At 41.1% G+C, this 19,903-nt stretch carries 14 protein-coding genes; 7 read left to right on the top strand and 7 right to left on the bottom strand.

Annotated elements, in window-relative coordinates:
* Positions 1-4: 4 nt before the first annotated feature.
* On the bottom strand, positions 5-1,282 hold the full coding sequence (locus tag Q0486_RS11975) for a Y-family DNA polymerase (RefSeq protein WP_299233604.1): 1,278 nt from the start codon (positions 1,280-1,282) through the stop codon (positions 5-7).
* 21 nt (positions 1,283-1,303) lie between these two features.
* On the bottom strand, positions 1,304-3,772 hold the full coding sequence (locus tag Q0486_RS11970) for a polysaccharide lyase family 8 super-sandwich domain-containing protein (protein WP_299233602.1): 2,469 nt from the start codon (positions 3,770-3,772) through the stop codon (positions 1,304-1,306).
* Between the two features lie 220 nt (positions 3,773-3,992).
* Between Q0486_RS11970 and Q0486_RS11965 the strand changes: the two genes are divergently transcribed.
* Together Q0486_RS11965 and Q0486_RS11960 are read left to right on the top strand one after the other, a co-directional pair.
* Entirely contained in the window at positions 3,993-5,225 is a 1,233-nt protein-coding gene (locus Q0486_RS11965; RefSeq protein WP_299233599.1) for a glycoside hydrolase family 88 protein, read from the top strand.
* Positions 5,226-5,363: 138 nt separating this feature from the next.
* Positions 5,364-6,905, top strand: coding sequence for a sulfatase (locus Q0486_RS11960; RefSeq protein WP_299233596.1), 1,542 nt, complete (start codon positions 5,364-5,366; stop codon positions 6,903-6,905).
* A gap of 100 nt (positions 6,906-7,005) precedes the next feature.
* On the opposite strand, the gene Q0486_RS11955 is transcribed toward Q0486_RS11960, so the two are convergent.
* Entirely contained in the window at positions 7,006-7,608 is a 603-nt protein-coding gene (locus Q0486_RS11955; protein ID WP_299233593.1) for a hypothetical protein, read from the bottom strand.
* Between the two features lie 818 nt (positions 7,609-8,426).
* On the opposite strand from Q0486_RS11955, the gene cdd reads away from it, so the two are divergent.
* Positions 8,427-8,906: a cytidine deaminase gene (gene cdd, locus Q0486_RS11950; protein WP_299233590.1), complete on the top strand. Its 480-nt coding sequence runs from the start codon at positions 8,427-8,429 to the stop codon at positions 8,904-8,906.
* Here the strand turns inward: cdd and Q0486_RS11945 are convergent, their stop codons facing one another.
* Complete coding sequence (locus Q0486_RS11945; protein WP_299233587.1) at positions 8,907-10,526, bottom strand: ATP-binding cassette domain-containing protein; 1,620 nt, start codon at positions 10,524-10,526, stop codon at positions 8,907-8,909.
* A gap of 286 nt (positions 10,527-10,812) precedes the next feature.
* Here Q0486_RS11945 and Q0486_RS11940 point away from each other — a divergent pair, with 286 nt between their 5' ends.
* Positions 10,813-11,424 (top strand): nucleotide exchange factor GrpE, encoded by a 612-nt coding sequence (locus Q0486_RS11940; protein WP_287679597.1) that lies wholly within the window; start codon positions 10,813-10,815, stop codon positions 11,422-11,424.
* Between the two features lie 23 nt (positions 11,425-11,447).
* The gene (dnaJ, locus tag Q0486_RS11935; RefSeq protein ID WP_154042823.1) at positions 11,448-12,629 is read left to right on the top strand and encodes a molecular chaperone DnaJ; all 1,182 of its coding nucleotides are present in this window, start codon (positions 11,448-11,450) and stop codon (positions 12,627-12,629) included.
* A gap of 64 nt (positions 12,630-12,693) precedes the next feature.
* Here dnaJ and Q0486_RS11930 read toward each other — a convergent pair whose 3' ends face one another.
* Positions 12,694-14,229 (bottom strand): alpha-L-arabinofuranosidase C-terminal domain-containing protein, encoded by a 1,536-nt coding sequence (locus tag Q0486_RS11930; RefSeq protein ID WP_299233580.1) that lies wholly within the window; start codon positions 14,227-14,229, stop codon positions 12,694-12,696.
* Between the two features lie 135 nt (positions 14,230-14,364).
* Here Q0486_RS11930 and mltG point away from each other — a divergent pair, with 135 nt between their 5' ends.
* Positions 14,365-15,390 (top strand): endolytic transglycosylase MltG, encoded by a 1,026-nt coding sequence (mltG, locus tag Q0486_RS11925; RefSeq protein WP_299233578.1) that lies wholly within the window; start codon positions 14,365-14,367, stop codon positions 15,388-15,390.
* A gap of 80 nt (positions 15,391-15,470) precedes the next feature.
* Here the strand turns inward: mltG and Q0486_RS11920 are convergent, their stop codons facing one another.
* Together Q0486_RS11920 and Q0486_RS11915 are read right to left on the bottom strand one after the other, a co-directional pair.
* On the bottom strand, positions 15,471-16,160 hold the full coding sequence (locus Q0486_RS11920) for a TrkA family potassium uptake protein (RefSeq protein ID WP_299233575.1): 690 nt from the start codon (positions 16,158-16,160) through the stop codon (positions 15,471-15,473).
* Between the two features lie 23 nt (positions 16,161-16,183).
* Positions 16,184-18,010, bottom strand: coding sequence for a potassium transporter TrkG (locus Q0486_RS11915; protein ID WP_299233572.1), 1,827 nt, complete (start codon positions 18,008-18,010; stop codon positions 16,184-16,186).
* A 235-nt stretch (positions 18,011-18,245) separates the two neighbouring features.
* On the opposite strand from Q0486_RS11915, the gene Q0486_RS11910 reads away from it, so the two are divergent.
* Positions 18,246-19,619 (top strand): TrpB-like pyridoxal phosphate-dependent enzyme, encoded by a 1,374-nt coding sequence (locus Q0486_RS11910; RefSeq protein ID WP_154042828.1) that lies wholly within the window; start codon positions 18,246-18,248, stop codon positions 19,617-19,619.
* Positions 19,620-19,903 lie beyond the last annotated feature (284 nt).

Below are 19,903 nucleotides of genomic sequence, written 5' to 3'. Positions count from 1 at the left end.
GATTTCAATCCAAATGCACATCTATTATTTCATTGATATTAGTAGTGAATCGCTTTGATACATGTTCGCTCTTCATTTTCCACTTCATATCAGAACCCTGAACAGCCATCCTTACGGCATTAAAACCGTTTTTACGGTTTATTTCGTCTATAGCTTTTGTAAGAGCCGATCTTTTCACCCGGTCTACAGAGTCGAACAGATCTCCCTGCACAGCTGAGTCGCTACATATATCCCACACTATAACTCCCGCTTTTTTATAAAAATACCCATCATTACCCGAATGCCATTTCTCCCTCAGGATTCTCACCGCTCCCGATACAAGCTCCATCACATCGTTTGTCGGTACAGGAAAATACACATTAGCCTGAAGATAATCGCTAGGCAAATCATTTCTGAACCGGCTGGTATAGGCAAACACAGTCATGGCTCCGCACACAGACCTGTCTTCCTTCAGCTTGCGTGAGCAATGAGCTGCAAAATTGGCTACAGCCTCTTCCAGCACATCAAGACTGTTCAATCCTTCATCAGCAAAACTGCGGCTGGTACATATCGACTTCTTGTTGGGCAACTCCTCTACACTGATACAACTCTCGCCATGCAACTCTTTCCACGTGCGCAGGCCTGTTACTGTAAGTTCCTTTCTCACCCACGATTCCGATTTCTGCACGAAATCCCAGGCAGTTTCCACTCCTATGCTTTTCAGTCTGACAGATATTCTCCTACCTATTCCCCATACATCGGCTATATCGAAAAGCTTCAAAGCCTTTTCCCTCTTTTCATCAGTATCAATCATGCAGACAGAATGATAACCCTTATATTTCTTCGCAAACTTGCTTGCCATCTTTGCCAAGGTCCTAGTCGGTGCTATCCCAAGAGATATCGGTATTCCTGTTCCCTTAGTAATAAACCTTACCATATCCCGTGCGTATGAAAGGAGCTGTTCCGACGTACCCATACCGGAAAAATCCATAAAAGCCTCATCTATGGAATATATATCCAGCTTTGGAGTGTATGCAGACAGCAATGTCATTACCCTACGGCTCATATCCCCATAAAGAATATAATTACTGCTGAACACAGCTACACCGTTCTCTTCCAGCAATCCTTTTATCTGAAAGAACGGTGCCCCCATCTTAATGCCCAATGCCTTTGCTTCATTACTGCGAGCAATCACACAACCGTCGTTGTTGGATAATACCACACAAGGAGTGTTCCGCAAATCCGGACGGAACACTCGCTCGCATGATACATAAAAATTATTACAATCCACAAGGGCTATCATACCAATAAATGGAATTTGAATTTACATCTCAAAAGTAGCGGTGACGCAACTTCCGCAACGTAATCCTACAGGAAGTTCCACCTTATATTCTTTACCGTTTATAGTAACAAAGATATGTTTTATTTCAGAGTTCATAGTTGCTTCTGTAACGGAAATCTCATACTTTCCACCATCTTTTTTCACCATTACAGCAGCAGGTGCAGATACTGACATTGAGAAATCCTTATACTTCAAACCTTTATTACCCGGATAAAAGACAGCCTGCACAACAGTCTTGTCAAGTAATCTTACGGCCTGTACCAGAGTATCATTACTCATTACTTCAAACGGTAATTTTCCCTTTGGTGTATCGCTTCCTGCATAAACCACGTAACCGTATTTATCACCTACAGGCTCGTGCCCATGTTCGGTCCATACTCTCAGAATATTCACCTCCGAAGGGGTAGTTGATGATATTTTGTTTCCCGGATTATATTTCTTCCAGTCAGCAGGTTTAGTCTCGCACGTAACGTATGCTTCCTTAGTAAATTCCGGCAGAATAGTATAGCTGAACTTACCTTTCTGCGAAATCCACACCGGATTTTTCTTATCCGATTTAAATGTCACTACTTCACCATTGGCAACAGGAGTTTTCTTTCCTTTTTTCACAGTATACACATCATCTACCCATGCTGTCTGATCTATTGTAGTGCGCAAGTCACCCTCTATTTCAGGTTTCATGTTTGTAAGTCCGGCTCCCAACGCCACAAAATAATCTTCCAGAATAAAATATCCTTTATACACCTTAAAGCCATACAATATCCTGTTCTTCTTTTCGGTAGCATCTCCCCTGTCGTTCACTCCTTTCTTATTAGCACCGTTTATTTTCTCGAAGATTATTCCTGCCACACCATTTTCATCGCCATCTGTAGCTCCAGCCGCAAAATTATGTTTACTGCAATATCCTCTCCAGTTGGTAACAGGCGTAAGTTTGTCCATACCTTCTCTGGCAGTTACACCAGGCATGGCTGTCACATCCCATCCTCCCATTACTTTGAAATATTCATCCCCGCTACGCTGGAACAATGTAGCCCCATCCGTAGGATAGAAATTATAGTTATCCGCAAAGGCGGCACTTTCCAGTCCATCCGTCCTGAACGAAGCCATATTTATATTGATATGATAATCCTCGGTTTTCTTCATGAGGTCATCGTTATTGAAGAACCATCTCATACCCTGATACATTCCGTCAGGATAGTCTTCCATGAAGATTCTGTTGGTCTTCACTTCCTTCTGCAAAGCCAGAAGTTCCTTCTGTTCTTCGGGAGTAAAAGATGTCAGCCAGTTCTTTACAACACCATCAAGCATTTTCGCGTATGGAATACTCTTTTCATTAGGATTATACATATACGATCCTCTGTCAAGTCCCGGAAGTCTGAAGCCCTTATAATAATACCAGCTTCCTCCCCTGAAAAAGTTCATCAGAGCTTCTGTATTCGACTTGTCAAGCTGCTGTGCCCATGGAGTACCACGCAACATTGTAAGCATATTCAAGGCATTAGATGCTCCGTCAATAGGATATCCCCATACCAGACACTGCATACCATGTCCCCATCCGGCACCATCTGCCGTAAACCCTTCAGTCCAGAATGAATCATTATATGTAACCTGCGAGGTCATACTAATACCTCGTCTGCAAACTTCAGCCAGCAAATCTATCATAGGTACAGAACTGTACATTGCGGCAACCGGCAACAATGAGCGATATGCCAACGCGTTTCCTCCAACCCACCAGACATGATTCCTGAATCTCTCTATCGATACCACATTATTATCCGTAGCATCATTTCTCAAAGGTTGTGTCCATGCCTGAAGTCCCAATACCTTAAGCATATCACAGGCATCAACCACCGTCTGACGGGCTTCACCGCTCTCGGCCTTATCCATCAGGTCCAACATTGCAAAATAAACATTCACTGCCGCCGTAGGTATGGCGAAACAAGAAGCATGGAAACGCGGGCGGTCATTGCGACGCGATATTTCAAGCATTCCATAATGCTTAATAGCCTTCATTACCTTGTCCGACAAAGCTTCTTCTTCCGACAAATATCCTAAATTACATGCGTTACATATCTGGAAAATTCTGTTTATGGCATTACCGATAAAGATACCGGCAGCATCGTCCGTAGTATTTGCATATCCTTTATTGTATGTATCGTTCTTATCAAATTCACGTTCTGTAGCATCCATATCAGAGAACGTCCCCTCGTCTGTCAATTTCGACAGAAACTCCTTAGCCTTTTCCCCATTGTCCGACACTTTAAGCCTATAAGGATTTTCATGGAAATAACTTCTTAATTTTTTTATGGCCTCCAGTTTCTCCGAGTCAGAATCGGCCGCTTCAGCCTTATAATATTTTTTGTAGTTTGCATACGCAAAATCTATTTCAGCTTGCTGTGCATAAGCTGCACACCCACAGAAAAGGGAAAATAGTAACAGATAATTTTTCATGATTTCGATTTATTTTTTTGTTAGATGAAACAAAGATATAAAAACTATTATAAAAAAATGTCTGAATATGGATATATAAATTACATTATTTATATAAGTAGTTATATTTGCATGATTTTTTAGCTCTAAAGCACCAATAAAACGATAATTTACATAAAAAGACTGATGATTATCCATTTTTTTACTATATATTTGCACAATAATTCAAATTATTAATATCATGGAAATTAAAAAAAATCTAGGACTGGCACTTTTGTCTGCAGCAGTATTGGCATCATGCAGTACAAAGCCTGAAAAGACTGACAATTTCATTGATGCCGAAATCAGCAACATGGTAGCACAGCATACCATCCAAACCGATATTATCGAAAAAAGCGGTAAAATCCTCAACCCTCGTACTCTTGAGAAAGACGGCAGTATACAATATGTACCTATCGAGGACTGGACAAGCGGATTTTTCCCTGGAAGTATGTGGCTTGACTATGAATTGACTAAAGACGAGAAATGGAAAAAACTTGCTGAGAAATATACTGAAGACCTTGATTCTGTAAAATACCTCAAATGGCATCACGATGTGGGTTTCATGATAGGATGCAGTTACCTCACAGGATATAGAGTTGCTGACAAGTCTGAATATATTGACGTAATCGTTGAAGCTGCAAAATCGCTTTCTACACGTTTCCGTCCGGGAGCCGGAGTAATTCAGTCATGGGATGCTGACCGTGGCTGGCAGGGTAAACGTGGCTGGGAATGCCCGGTTATCATCGACAATATGATGAACCTTGAATTACTTTTCGAAGCAACTAAATTTTCAGGCGACTCTACATTCCACAAGATTGCGGTTTCTCACGCTGACCAGACAATGAAAAACCACTTCCGTCCTGATAACAGTTGCTACCACGTAGTTGATTACGCACTGAAAGACGGAGCAGTTCGCAGCCGCCAGACAGCGCAGGGTTACGCACACGAATCAGCATGGGCTCGCGGACAGGCATGGGCTATCTACGGATACACTACTTGCTACCGCTATACTCACGACAAGAAGTATCTTGACCAGGCAGAAAAAACTCTTAACTTCTTCCTTAACGACAAGAACCTTCCTGAAGACCTTATCCCATACTGGGATTTCGATGCACCTAACATTCCTAACGAACCAAGAGATGCTTCAGCCGCAGCATGTATAGCATCTGCATTGTACGAAATGGACGGTTACTGCCAAGGTAAGAACTACAAGGAACTTGCCGACAAGATTCTGACAAACCTTTCTTCGCCTAACTATAAGGCAAAAGTTGGAGAAAACGGCAATTTCATCCTTATGCACTCTGTAGGTAGTATACCTCACGGACAGGAAATCGATGTTCCTCTGAATTATGCTGACTATTACTATCAGGAGGCAATTGTTCGCAAACGTAATCTGGAAAACAACCAGCCATTACCTTTTGTAGGAAAATAATAAACAAAAGTCAATAAAATCAAATCGGGATAATCCCGTAGAAATATCTGTATTGCTTTGGGATGAAAAAATCTTGACATCACACATGCGATACAGATATTTTTTTTCTGGAAACCATTAATCAAAACTATAAAAATCATGAGAAATCTAATCCTGCCTCTAACCGGCTTATCACTCATTTCTGCCGGATGCTCACAAAAGCAAGAGCAGAAAATACCGGAAATGCCTAATGTGGTATATGTTTTTCCTGACCAGTACAGAAACATGGCAATGGGATTCTGGAACGAACCGGAATTCAGCAAAAATGTTAACTTCAAGGCTGACCCTGTCCACACACCCAACCTGAACAGATTCGCCAAAGAATCGCTTGTACTTTCAAATGCCTTGAGCAACTGTCCTTTGAGTAGTCCTCATCGTGGAAGCCTACTCACAGGAATGTATCCCAATGAAAGCGGAGTATCTTTGAACTGTAATTCCAACCGTCCTATAAGCTCGCTGCGTACAGACCTTGAATGCATAAGCGACGTTTATAGCAAAAACGGATATGACTGCGCATACTTCGGAAAGCTGCATGCAGACTTCCCCACTCCAAACGACCCTGAGAATCCTGGTCAATACGTAGAAAGCAGAAGACCGGCCTGGGATGCCTACACACCTAAAGAAAGACGTCACGGGTTCAATTACTGGTATTCATACGGGACTTACGATGTGCACAAGAATCCACATTATTGGGACAACGACGGAAAGAAACACGAGCCAAAGGAATGGTCGCCTATACACGAAGCCAAAGAAGTCGTTTCCTATCTGAAAAACGAAAGAAACCAGCGCGACACAAGCAAGCCGTTCTTCATCATGGTAGGTATGAACCCTCCTCACAGCCCTTACAACTCACTCGAAGACTGTATGGAAGAAGATTTCAATCTTTATAAAGACCAGCCAATAGACAGTCTGCTTATCCGTCCTAACGCTGACAAGAAACGTAAGAAATCCGAATCTGTAAGATATTACTTTGCATCGGTTACCGGTGTCGACCGTGCTTTCGGTATGATACTGGACTGCCTTAAGGAAATGGGACTCGACAAGAATACAATAGTAGTATTTACTTCCGACCACGGCGAAACCATGTGCAGCCAGTTCACTGACGATCCGAAAAACTCACCTTATGCAGAATCAATGAACGTTCCGTTCATCATCAGATACCCCGGACATCTTCGTCCAAGAGTTGACAATCTGATGATTTCCACTCCGGACATCATGCCTACAATGCTGGCAATGAGTAACCTCGAAAAATTCATACCCGAAGGAATACACGGACACAACTACGCTCCATTCTTTAAAGAAGAGAATACAGAGACTGTGGTACGCCCTGAAGGAGCCCTATACATCCAGAATGTAGATGGAGAAAAAGACAAAGACGGTAAAGTAATAAGCTATTTTCCTCGCTCAAGAGGTATAAAGACTCATAAATACACTTTGGCACTTTATATCGACAAGAAAAATAATCTTACAAAAACATTACTTTTCGACGATGAGAAAGACCCCTATCAGTTGAATAATCTTCCGTTGGACGAAAACAAACAGGCAGTAGAAGAACTACTGGCACTTATGGGCAAACAACTGAAAGAAATAAACGACCCATGGTATAAGGAACAAATACTTTCCGACATGGTTAAATATTAAAAAACTCATTGCGTCCGGCTGCTATATTCATTATCAATAGCAGCCGGATTTTTATATATAAAAAATGAACAAACTTCTTACAAAGATGAACAAACATGAACTAAACTCTTTCAGCCAGCACATAAACCGGATGAAATTTTGAAGCTATATTCTTCAATACACCGTTGTCCACCAAATGTTTTATATACCTTGAAGATTTTGACAGATTGAATCCCGTCAGTTTCTCGAAATCCTTACGCTGCATGTATTTGTTTTCGGCAAAATAGCCTTGCAGTCTCTTCATCACTTCCTCATCTGTCATTTTCTCCGAGTGTCGCGATTTGTCAGTTGTTCTTTGTAAATCAGCCACCTTGAATTTCTCCATAAGTCCCTTATCTGGTACAAACTTTATTCCCTTTACACTCACATCCGATGCCGTAACATGCTTGGGATTTACGTCCGGCGCACAGCGCAAACTCAGACTGAAATACCCCAATCCGTCAAAATGTACGGAATACCCATTATTCAATGCCTCAAACAGTTCATCACTTAAAGCAGTAAGCACAGCTGCCACATCGGCAGGCGAAGCGGTACATTTCCTATTGATGGATTCACGCAGATTCTTTGTAGTTATCAAGTCCTTTGTTATAACCTTCGCATGTAGTTTCGGGCTATCCGCTTCATCTTTTCCAGGATTTTCATATAAATCAAATTCTATCGCCATAATAAAATCATTTTTTTAGTTTCACTTTTTCATAAAAACGACACGACAAGATTATCTTCACACGTTCGTGTCGAGATCTCCACACGCCCGTGTGGAGAACTGCGCACGCTCGTGTGGAGTACTCGACACGTTCGTGTGGAGGTAAAGATGCCTAATTTATTCGAAACATCCAAACTTATGGATATATTATAATCTGCTGTAACAGTATTTGTCCGCATTCGGTCTATAAAACGCTGGTAAATATCGGGATAGTAGAACATATATTCACTGAATATCAACATATTATATTTGATATATATATTTTTTCTCGCATTTTGTTCAATAGAGAACCGAATGATTAAGAATTTAAAATATAAAAAGGAAATGCAAACTGTTCAGTGATTGAATAACAAGATTGGGAAAAGTGCTATAATTATAAGGCTTTGCAAGTCTTTTGCAAAACATTTTCAAACACCATTTAAATACTGCTTAATCAGTGTTTAAATGGTATTTAAACAAACCAAAGAATCTTTATCATAATGAAGCTAATGATACAAGCTTTTATGAATGATTTAGTAAACTGACAGCAAGGTATAAGTATTATGTTTCTTGAGAATATAAAAATCTAAAACCTGAAAATATCATTCCAAATAAATGCTTATCTTTGAATGCTTAAATTGCTAGAAAAAGTCACCGGTGATAGTCCTACCGGTTTGTCATTTTCTAAGTAAAATTAGAATATATATGACAACAACTATAAGAAATTAATAAAGAAGTCAACAGGCTTCAGATTTAACGTACATAAACGCTATTTAAACAATACCTAAAAACTTCACACTATGAAAGAACTGAAACAACAAGTCATAATAAGAAAATACCAGTTCGAAGAACTTACAGACTCCGACAAACGACTGATAGAAGCTGCAAAAGAAGCTACAAAGAGAAGCTATGCCCCATACTCGCATTTCAATGTAGGAGCAGCAGCATTGCTTGACGACGGCACGATAGTGACCGGCTCAAACCAGGAGAATGCCGCCTACCCTTCCGGACTTTGCGCCGAACGCACTACCCTGTTTCATGCCGGCTCTGAATATCCTGACAAGACTGTGAGAACACTAGCCATTGCGGCATCAAACAGCGAAGGTTTCACAGAACAGCCTGTCACTCCGTGCGGAGCATGCCGACAGGTAATGCTGGAAGCTGAACAGCGCTATCACCGCCCTATCCGTATGCTGATGTACGGCACTGCCTGTATATACGAAACAAGGGGAACAAAAGATTTGCTCCCCCTGTCGTTTGGTATTGAATCAATGGAATGATTATTTGTCGCCGTACATACGTGCGCGCATTTCCTTGATATGGTCTGATGTGATATATTCATCGTATTCCATCATCTTGTCGATGATACCGTTAGGTGTAAGTTCGATGATACGGTTGGCAACAGTCTGAATGAATTCGTGGTCGTGCGATGCAAACAGCACGTTACCCTTGTACTGCTTCAGATTGTTGTTGAATGCCTGAATAGACTCCAGGTCGAGGTGGTTTGTAGGAGTGTCAAGGATAAGACAGTTGGCATTTCTCAACTGCATACGTGCAATCATGCATCGCATCTTTTCACCTCCCGAAAGTACGTTTACTTTCTTCAGCACTTCTTCTCCAGAGAACAGCATACGTCCGAGGAATCCCTTCATTTCCACTTCATTGCCCTGTCCGTACTGGCTCAACCAGTCAACAAGATTAAGATCGCAATTGAAGAAGTCAGTATTGTCAAGTGGCAGATATGCGGTAGTGATAGTCACACCCCAGTTGAAGTGTCCTGCCTGTGGCTTGCGGCGTTCGTTGATGATTTCGAAGAAAGCAGTCATCGCACGTGGGTCACGGCTCAGGAATACTATCTTGTCACCCTTTTCTACATTGAAGTTTACATCATTGAAGAGAACAACTCCGTCTTCTGTTTCGGCACGAAGTCCTGATACTTCAAGAATCTGGTTACCCGGCTCGCGGTCCATAGTGAAGATGATACCCGGATATTTACGTGATGAAGGCTTGATTTCATCCACATTAAGTTTCTCAAGCATCTTCTTACGGCTTGTAGTCTGTTTTGATTTTGCCACGTTGGCAGAGAAACGGCGGATAAACTCTTCGAGCTCCTTACGTTTTTCTTCAGCCTTAGCCTTCTGGTTCTGCTGCTGACGGAGTGCAAGCTGGCTTGATTCGTACCAGAAACTGTAGTTACCGGCAAAGAGGTTAACCTTACCGAAGTCGATATCCACAGTGTGGGTACATACTGAATCGAGGAAGTGACGGTCGTGGCTAACTACAAGAACTGTATGTTCGAAGTTAGAAAGATATTCTTCCAGCCATGTCACAGTTTCCATGTCGAGGTCGTTGGTAGGCTCGTCCAGAAGCAGGTTGTCAGGATTACCGAACAATGCCTGTGCAAGCATGACACGCACTTTTTCCTTACCGCTGAGGTCACCCATCAGCGTATAGTGCTTGTCTTCCTTAATACCAAGTCCGCTAAGAAGAATCGCAGCATCGCTTTCTGCGTTCCATCCTTCAAGCTCTGCAAATTTTTCTTCAAGTTCTGCAGCCTTTATTCCGTCTTCATCGGTAAAATCTTCTTTGGCGTACAGTGCTTCACGCTGCTTCATTATGTCCCAAAGCACAGTGTGTCCCATAAGGACTGTATCAAGTACAGTGTGTTCGTCGAACTTGAAGTGGTCCTGGCTAAGAACTGAAAGGCGTTCGCCCGGTCCAAGCGTAACGCTTCCTTTAGTAGGGTCAAGTTCACCGGAAATTACCTTAAGAAATGTTGACTTACCTGCACCGTTGGCACCTATCACACCGTAAATATTACCATTGGTGAACTTCATGTTCACATCGTTGTACAATACTCTCTTACCGAATTGAACGGCTACATTAGAAACTGTAATCATTTTATAAGTTTGTTTGTATGTATATACCTAAATTATACTGTTATTCTGAAATTTGCGTGCAAAGGTACTAAATATCCCGCTAATTTACAATGCAGTGAAAGGCATATCACTCCCAGAACAGGGCTTTTTATAAGTTTTTTTGTGTCAGTATGTCAGTTTTTTAGTAATTTTGCGGCTGTTTATGCATACAGAGCATTACAGGCACGGTTTTTGTAGTACAGCCAACAGCCGTATGCAAGTCCGGCACTTAAATCACAGATTAATAATAAAATAACAACATAAAGACATGAATAAAAATCAGAATCAAAATCCGGAAGAAGAAATATTGAAGAACGAGGAAGCTGAAAACCAACAGCAGGAAACTGAAACTCAGGCTGAAGAAACAAACTCTGCCGAAAATGCAGGCGAAGAGAAGGAAGCCGAACTTTCAGAAGAGGAAAAAGCAGCAAAAGAACTTGAAGAAACCAAACAGGCTCTTGAGGACTATAAAGACAAATATCTGCGTCTTTCGGCTGAATTTGACAATTACCGCAAACGTACAATGAAGGAAAAAGCCGAACTCATCAAGAACGGTGGCGAGAAGGCTATCTCGGCTATCCTGCCTATCCTGGACGACCTGGAACGTGCTTTGCAGAACATGCAGAAAGCAGACGATGTTAAGGCTATGTACGAAGGTATTGATCTGATACATCAGAAGTTCCTGAAAAACCTTGGACACGAAGGACTTGAGAAGATGAATCCTGTGGGAGAAGCTTTCGATACTGATTTCCACGAGGCAATAGCTCTTGTTCCTGCTCAGGAGGAAGCACAGAAAGGCAAGGTTCTGGACTGTGTACAGACTGGTTACAAACTGAATGACAAAGTTATACGCCACGCCAAAGTGGTAGTTGCACAATAATACAATAAAACCACATAGCAAATATGGCTACTAAAAGAGATTACTACGAAGTGCTTGGCGTGGAGAAAACAGCCACAGCAGACGAAATAAAGAAAGCATACCGTAAGAAAGCAATCCAGTATCACCCTGACAAGAATCCGGGCGATAAGGAAGCTGAAGAGAAATTCAAGGAAGCTGCAGAAGCATACGAAGTATTGAGCAATCCTGACAAGCGTTCACGCTACGACCAGTTCGGTCATGCAGGCGTAGGCGGTGCTGCAGGTGGCGGATACGGAGGTTTCGGCGGACAGGGAATGTCTATGGATGATATATTCTCTATGTTCGGCGACATCTTTGGCGGACACAGCGGTTTCGGAGGATTCGGCGGTTTCGGAGGTGGCGGAGGCCAGCCAAGACAGCGCAAATTCCGTGGTGCAGACCTTAGAGTAAAGGCAAAACTTACGCTGAAGGAAATTGCTGAAGGAACTGAAAAGAAATTCAAGGTAAAGAAATATGTTCCTTGTTCACACTGTCACGGAACAGGTGCCGAAGGAAACAGCGGAACAGAAACTTGTCCTACATGTCACGGAACAGGTAGCGTGACACGTACTCAGCAGAGTATCTTCGGAATGATGCAGACTCAGTCTGTATGTCCTCAGTGTAACGGTGAAGGAAAAATCATCAAGAACAAGTGTAAGGAATGTAACGGCGAAGGCGTAGTTTACGGCGAAGAAGTAGTTACAGTAAAAATACCTGCCGGAGTGGCAGAAGGTATGCAGGTTACCATCAACGGTAAGGGTAATGCCGGAAAGCATAACGGTGTGGCAGGCGACCTGCTTGTTCTGATAGAAGAAGAAAAGCATCCTGAACTGATAAGAGACGAAAGCGACCTTATTTATAATCTGCTTCTTAGCGTTCCTCAGGCAGCGCTTGGTGGTACAGTAGAAATCCCTACAATAGACGGCAAGGCTAAAATCAAGATTGAACCGGGAACACAACCTGGAAAGGTTCTGCGTCTGAGAGGCAAAGGTCTGCCTAATATCAACAGCTACGGTTACAGCACCGGAACAGGTGACTTGCTGGTTAACGTAAGTGTATATATCCCTGAAACTCTTACAAAAGAAGAACGCCAGGCACTCGAAAAATGGCAGGAATCCGAAAGTTTCAAGCCTAACACCAGTCTGAAGGAAAAAATCTTCAAGAAATTCAGAAGTCTTTTCGACTGATTGATATAAAATAGAGCGGTACTTTTTTGAAGCGCCGCTCTATTTTTTATGTATTATTCAAATATTATTTCAACTCCAGAGTTACGATAGATTTTGCAGGGAGTTTGACATTCAAAACATTCTTTGAGATCTTTGCTCCCTTGAATTCTTTCGGGCAAACTACGTTTGGCTTTTCAAAGGTATTGTAGTCATCAATATTTTCAGATGTCAATATTCTTCCTGATACTGATTTGGGTGTTTCGCCGTCAAGTTTAATGGTTATTTCCTGTTCTTCGTCAAGGCTTACATTAGACAGTGATATATGTGTCACACCATCCTTGCGTGAAGCTGTAGCACTTACCATCGGAACTTCACGGTTATCTCTCACTACCTTGTAATTACATTCAAGATTTAAAGGAAGATATGTAGCATCTTGATGAACATTATACATTTCGAACACATGATATGTAGGAGTAAGCACCATCTTGTCTTCTTTAGTGAGAATCATTGACTGAAGAACGTTTGCTATCTGAGCAATGTTAGTCATCTTCACACGGTCTGTATATTTATGGAACACATCGAGTGTGAGCGAAGCAACGAAAGCATCACGCAGTGTGTTCTGCTGGTAAAGGTGTCCACGAATGGTTCCCGGCTCTTCATCCCACCATGTACCCCATTCGTCTACCATCAGAGCTATCTGTTTCTTTGGATCGTATTTATCCATTATGGCAATGTGGCGTTTCAATACGTCTTCTATTTCAAGACATTTGCCCATTGTCCAGTAGTAATCATCGTTTGTAAACTCTGTTGCTGAACCCTTGCTTCCAGTCCATCCTGTCACTGTGTAGTAATGCAAAGATACTCCGTCCATTCTGTGACCTATGTTTTTCATCAACACTTCAGTCCAATTATAGTCGTAGTCGCTGGCACCGCTGGCAATCTTAAAAAGTCTGTTACCATTATAGTTTCTACAGTATGTGGAATAACGGCGATACAGGTCTGAGTAGTATTCCGGACGCATACTTCCACCGCATCCCCAACTTTCGTTTCCTACTCCGAAATATTTAACCTTCCATGGCTTTTCACGTCCGTTTTCCTTACGTAGTTTTGCCATAGGGCTACCCTGTTCGGCTGTCATGTATTCCACCCATTTAGCCATTTCCTCTACGGTTCCGCTTCCTACATTACCACTGATATAAGGTTCGCAACCCAACATCTCACATAGATTAAGGAATTCATGTGTACCGAAGCTGTTGTCTTCCACTGTACCTCCCCAGTTGTTGTTCACCATACGCGGACGGTTTTCCTTAGGTCCGATTCCGTCCATCCAGTGATATTCGTCGGCAAAACAACCTCCCGGCCATCTCAATACAGGAACTTTCAGTTTCTTCAACGCTTCAAGAACATCTGATCTGTAGCCGTCAACGTTAGGTATTGAGGAATTCTCGCCTACCCACAGACCACCATAAATACATGTTCCAAGATGTTCTGCAAACTGTCCGTAAATTTCTTTCGGGATAATCTGATTTCCTTTTTCAGGATAGATTTCGATACTTGCTTTCTGCTGTGCAAATGCAGGGATTCCTGCCACAAAAACCAATGCCAATAGTGTATTTTTCATGTTTGTAAATAAAATAATTATAAGATTATATAGTTTGAGTATGGAGCAAATATACTATAATTATAATTTTAGGAAAAGAATAATTGCCAAAAGTACACTTATTTTCATATCTTTGTACAAAAATCCAGTTTTTATATGAATAAGAAAATCTTGACTATCTCCATTTCTGTCATTACAGTAATATTATTGTCTATAGCAGTTGGCACATACTTATTGCTGTTTAGCAAACCTTTCAACATTAAAAATCCTACATACATATACATAGATGAAGACGATTCTTCAGACTCTGTATTTAATAAAATAGAGATCAATCTTTATCCCGAAAGCATGACCGGAATGAAAATGCTTGCCAAACTGAAAGATTACGGGGAAAACATATATACGGGTGCCTACAAGATAACACCTGAAATGACCGTACTGGGGACATTCAGAATGCTAAAATCAGGAAGACAGACTCCAGTAAAACTTATAGTTCCAAGTGTAAGGACAATAGACAAGCTATCTTCGAGGGTGGCAGAACAGATTATGGCAGACTCGGCAAGTATTACCGCTCTGCTGAATGACAGTAATTATTTAGCGAGTCTGGGGTATGACAAAGCCACGATTCCTGCATTGTTCATACCTAACACCTACGAGGTATATTGGAACATGACAGCAGAAGGCTTCATAAAAAGAATGATAAGAGAAAACAGGATTTTTTGGAACACAGAACGTACAGCCAAGGCTAAAGCTTTGGATATGACTCCAGTAGAAGTATGCACCTTAGCATCAATAGTGGACGAAGAGACAGCCAACAACGCAGAAAAACCTCTTGTGGCAGGATTATATATAAACAGGCTGAAACGGGGAATGCTTCTCCAGGCCGACCCTACGGTAAAATTCAGCCTACAGGACTTCGGACTTAGAAGGATACTGTTCAAACATCTGGAAACGGACAGCCCATATAATACCTACAAATATGCCGGACTACCTCCCGGACCAATCAGAATTGCATCAGTAGCGGGAATAAACAGTGTTTTGAATTACTCAAAACATAATTACATTTACATGTGTGCAAAAGAGGATTTCTCCGGAACTCACAATTTTGCCTCTACTCTAAGCGAGCATAACATAAACGCAAGAAAGTATCAGCAGGCATTGAACAGAAGAAACATAAAATAAACATCTGATATAGACAGAGGGATTAGTCTTGACATTTCATCAATACTAATCCCTCATGTTTTTATAAAGCTATACTGTCTTTATTTTACAGATTTCCAGAACTTGATAAAATCGGCATACTGGCCATAACAAACCAGGCCGTCATCCTGTTTCAACTCGTAATCCTCAGGATAAGATATTTCTGAAACTTTCTCAACCTTTGATATTCCAAGAATATTTGAAGTATGTTTTCCCATAATCACGGATATAATGCGTATCTTGAATTCTTCCTCTATGCTTAACTCATTGATTTTATACCCTATGAGTTTGGAAGGTATTGAGAATTTAAATACGTAATTGTTTTCATCAACGGAGAAATGTTCTACCTCGGCATTAAGCTCCATAAGCTGTACCAGAAGCCTTGCAGCATCTTTTTCCGGAGTCAATATTCTATCCAATGAAAATGCGTCAAGAACAGCCTTATGCACTTCATCTACGGCACGTGCATATATATGCTTTACATTATGTTTCTTCAATAATGATACAATCCTTACGGAAGCTCCGAAGTTCTCACCTATGGCCACAATGACTATATCCACACTGTTAAGAGGCAGAACAGACAGTGCCATCTCATCTGTAACATCGAGGACATAAGTTGTGGCAACTTTGTCTTTATAACGTTCCGCCTGAAGTTCCTCTGAGTCAACGCCGACAACTTCGTGACCTAGAGCCGTAAGCTCTTCTGCCAACACTCCACCATAATTGCCTAATCCTATAATAAGATATTTCATATCGAATGTATTTTATTGTTTTATCAGTTTATTATAATATTGTCACTTGGATATTTGTAGTTTTTCTTTTTCTCCTGTCTTATAAGTCCGCTTACCAATGTAAAAGCTCCTACACGACCAACAAACATAAGGACTATTATAAGGAGTTTGCCGGCATTGCTCAAAGTCGGTGTAAGATCAAGGCTGGAGCCTACCGTACTCAAAGCAGATACACATTCAAAGACTAATGCCATGACGGACGCATTCGGTTCTATGACAGTCATCAGGAATATTGCAAAGAAAACAATAAGAAGATAAAGAATCAAAGCCGCATTTGAACGTTTTACAGAATCGGATGAAATCTCGCGATGTAGAATATATGTTCTCTCCACCCCTCTAAGCACGGCAAAAAGGTTTATCAGTATCACTGCAAAGACATTTATCTTCACACCTCCGGCTGTTGACTGTGTTCCGCCACCTATCATCATCAGAATAATCATAAGCAGAAGAGTCTGTGTGGAAAGTGTGGTAAGTCCGACACTGGCAAAACCCGCAGTTCGTGGACATACGGAATTGAAAAAGGCGTGAACCACTTTGTCCGCCGCATCCATACCGGCAAAAGCATGATTCCATTCAAAAAGAAGAATGACAACTGTTCCCAGCAACAAAAGTGCTCCTGTCATAAACAAAACAATCTTAGTATTCAGATTGTACAAATGAATTTTCTTGATGAACCTGCGACGACGGAAAAACAGTCTGGAAAAACAATATCGGAAATAATAGAATATCGTGTCTTTCATATTCACCAATATAGGGAAACCTATACCGCCAAATACAATAAGCAATGACAATACGATATAAAGGAAATTGTGATTATGCATCACCATGTCATTACCCATTCCACCAGGAAGTGTAGAAAAACCGGCGTTACAGAATGCTGATATGGAATGAAAAGCTGCAAAATAAAGCTCCTCATAAAATGTCATTCCAATGGTTCCGTGTATGTCAATCCATATCAGAAACATACCTATTCCCTCAATGGCAAGAGTAAATCCCAATATATATAATAATGTAGATAATAATGAGTTCAATGAATTGGTACTTATCATATCGCCTACAGCCAACTGGTTGTAAAGCGACGTATTCCCCATAAAGAACATGGCGAAGAAGCTGGTTATAGTCATCACTCCCAAACCACCTATTTGAATAAGCAGCATTATTATAATCTGACCTTCCATGGTAAATGTGGAAGGTATATCGACAGATACAAGTCCGGTTACACACGTTGCACTGGTGGAGATAAACAACGCATCTATCCACGATATGCCATTATACGTAGCTCTTGGAAGCATCAGAAGTCCGGCTCCGACAATTATTATTATAAAAAAACTTGATGCCAGAATAAGTGAAGGATTTGTTTTTCGTCCCAAAAGCCGGACAAAAAAACCGGACAGCAACGTAAAGGACATAAGCAGAAGAACAGCACCCTTGTAATAACTGCTATTGAAGAATATCCATATCCAATATGCCGCATTACCAGGTTCCGGCAGATGAAAAACAACAGGCAACAGTGTAAGATAAAGACCTATATCAAGTAACCAGGTCCACACTGTGAACTTATTGCCTTCATCGTTTGAAAACAGATGACTTAATGCTGTATTGACCAGAAAAACAATCCAAACGGAGTTTGAAACAGTGTGAAGTACGGAATGTACATTTTCAGTAACCGTAAAACCGTAACGATATACTATAGAAGCTATGAATAAAACAGCAGCAAAACATGCTAGCCATGAAAACCAGTCAACCACCTGATAAATGCGGGGCAATACAAGCTTCTTTCTATATAATATTAAACGTTCCCAATTATCCATATTCTTTTTAACTTTAAAAAGATATATGCAAACTTACGGAAAAAAAATGGTGAAACAGCCAATAGCATACAAAAAGTTGAGTTTACCACTCAATTAGCACAAAACGCAATTATTAAACAGATTTTTCCTTACATTATTCTATCTATATTTAATTTTTAGTATCAAATAATCGAGTATTTCTTTGTTAAATAAACTTTTTTGTCTATTTTTGAGCAGAACTTTAAAATAAATAGCCATGAGCGAGAAACAGAAAAGATTTTTCCTAAAGGAAAACGAGATACCTACACACTGGTATAATATTCAGGCGGACATGAAGAACAAGCCAATGCCGCCACTCAATCCTGCTACAAAAGAACCGTTGAAAGCAGAAGATCTTTACCCTATCTTTGCAAAAGAACTGTGCCATCAGGAGCTGAACCAGACTGACGCATGGATAGAAATTCCGGAAGAAGTTAGAGAAATGTATAAATACTACAGAAGCACCCCACTTGTAAGAGCATACGGTCTGGAAAAAGCTTTGGGAACACCGGCACACATATATTTCAAAAATGAAAGCGTAAGCCCGATTGGTTCTCATAAACTTAATTCGGCACTGGCACAGGCATATTACTGCAAGAAGGAAGGTGTGACAAACATCACTACCGAAACCGGAGCAGGACAATGGGGAGCTGCCCTGTCATATGCTGCCCGCGTGTTCGGACTTGAAGCTGCGGTTTATCAGGTAAAAATCAGCTACGAACAGAAACCTTACAGACGAAGCATAATGCAGACTTTCGGCGCACAGGTCACTCCTTCGCCTTCTATGTCAACACGTGCAGGAAAAGATATCCTTACAAAATATCCAAATCATCAGGGATCACTGGGAACAGCCATCTCAGAGGCTATAGAGCTGGCAAGAACAACTCCTAACTGTAAATACACTCTTGGGTCGGTATTAAGCCACGTTACACTGCATCAGACCGTCATCGGACTGGAAGCCGAAAAACAGATGGAAATGGCAGGAGAATATCCTGATATAATTATCGGATGCTTTGGCGGTGGTTCAAATTTCGGCGGTATCTGTTTCCCATTTATGCGCCACACTATCCTGGAAGGCAAAAAGACAAGATATATAGCAGCAGAACCAGCATCCTGCCCTAAACTGACAAGAGGTAAGTTTGAATACGATTTCGGAGACGAAGCCGGATACACTCCTCTCCTGCCAATGTACACTTTGGGACATAACTTCGCACCTGCCAATATTCATGCAGGAGGTTTGAGATACCATGGTGCAGGGGTTATCGTGTCACAACTTCTGAAAGACGGATTAATGGAAGCTGTAGATGTGAAACAACTTGACACATTCGATGCCGGTATAATGTTTGCAAAAGCCGAAGGTATCATTCCTGCTCCGGAATCATGCCATGCAATAGCAGCTACAATCAATGAAGCCAAGAAATGTATTGAAACAGGCGAGGAGAAAGTAATTCTGTTCAATCTGTCAGGACATGGACTTATTGACATGAGTGCATACGACCAATACTTGTCCGGCAACCTTACAAACTACGAGCTTAGTGAAGAGGAAATAGAAAAAAATCTGGAAGAAGTAAAAAATCTTGGACAGAAATAAGGAATACACACAAAGCATATAATAATTAATACAACATCCTTAAAATAAGAATGTTAATTAATAAAGTCTGATGTTATCTTCAATTTCTATAAATGAAGTAATATCAGACTTTATCTTTTTTGAACTGTTTTTACGTCGAAAAGTTTGCATATTTAAAAAATATTCGTACCTTTGCACCCGCAATCGGAAATCATCACCGAGGCAATAAAAAAACCGGATATTCCGGAACATAGGATGGCCCGTTCGTCTATCGGTTAGGACGCAAGATTTTCATTCTTGAAAGG

The sequence above is a fragment of the uncultured Bacteroides sp. genome (genome assembly GCF_937912035.1).
Lineage (GTDB): Bacteria > Bacteroidota > Bacteroidia > Bacteroidales > Bacteroidaceae > Phocaeicola.
The sequence above is the reverse complement of the archived record's forward strand: the minus strand, read 5'-3'. Positions and strand labels throughout refer to the sequence as shown.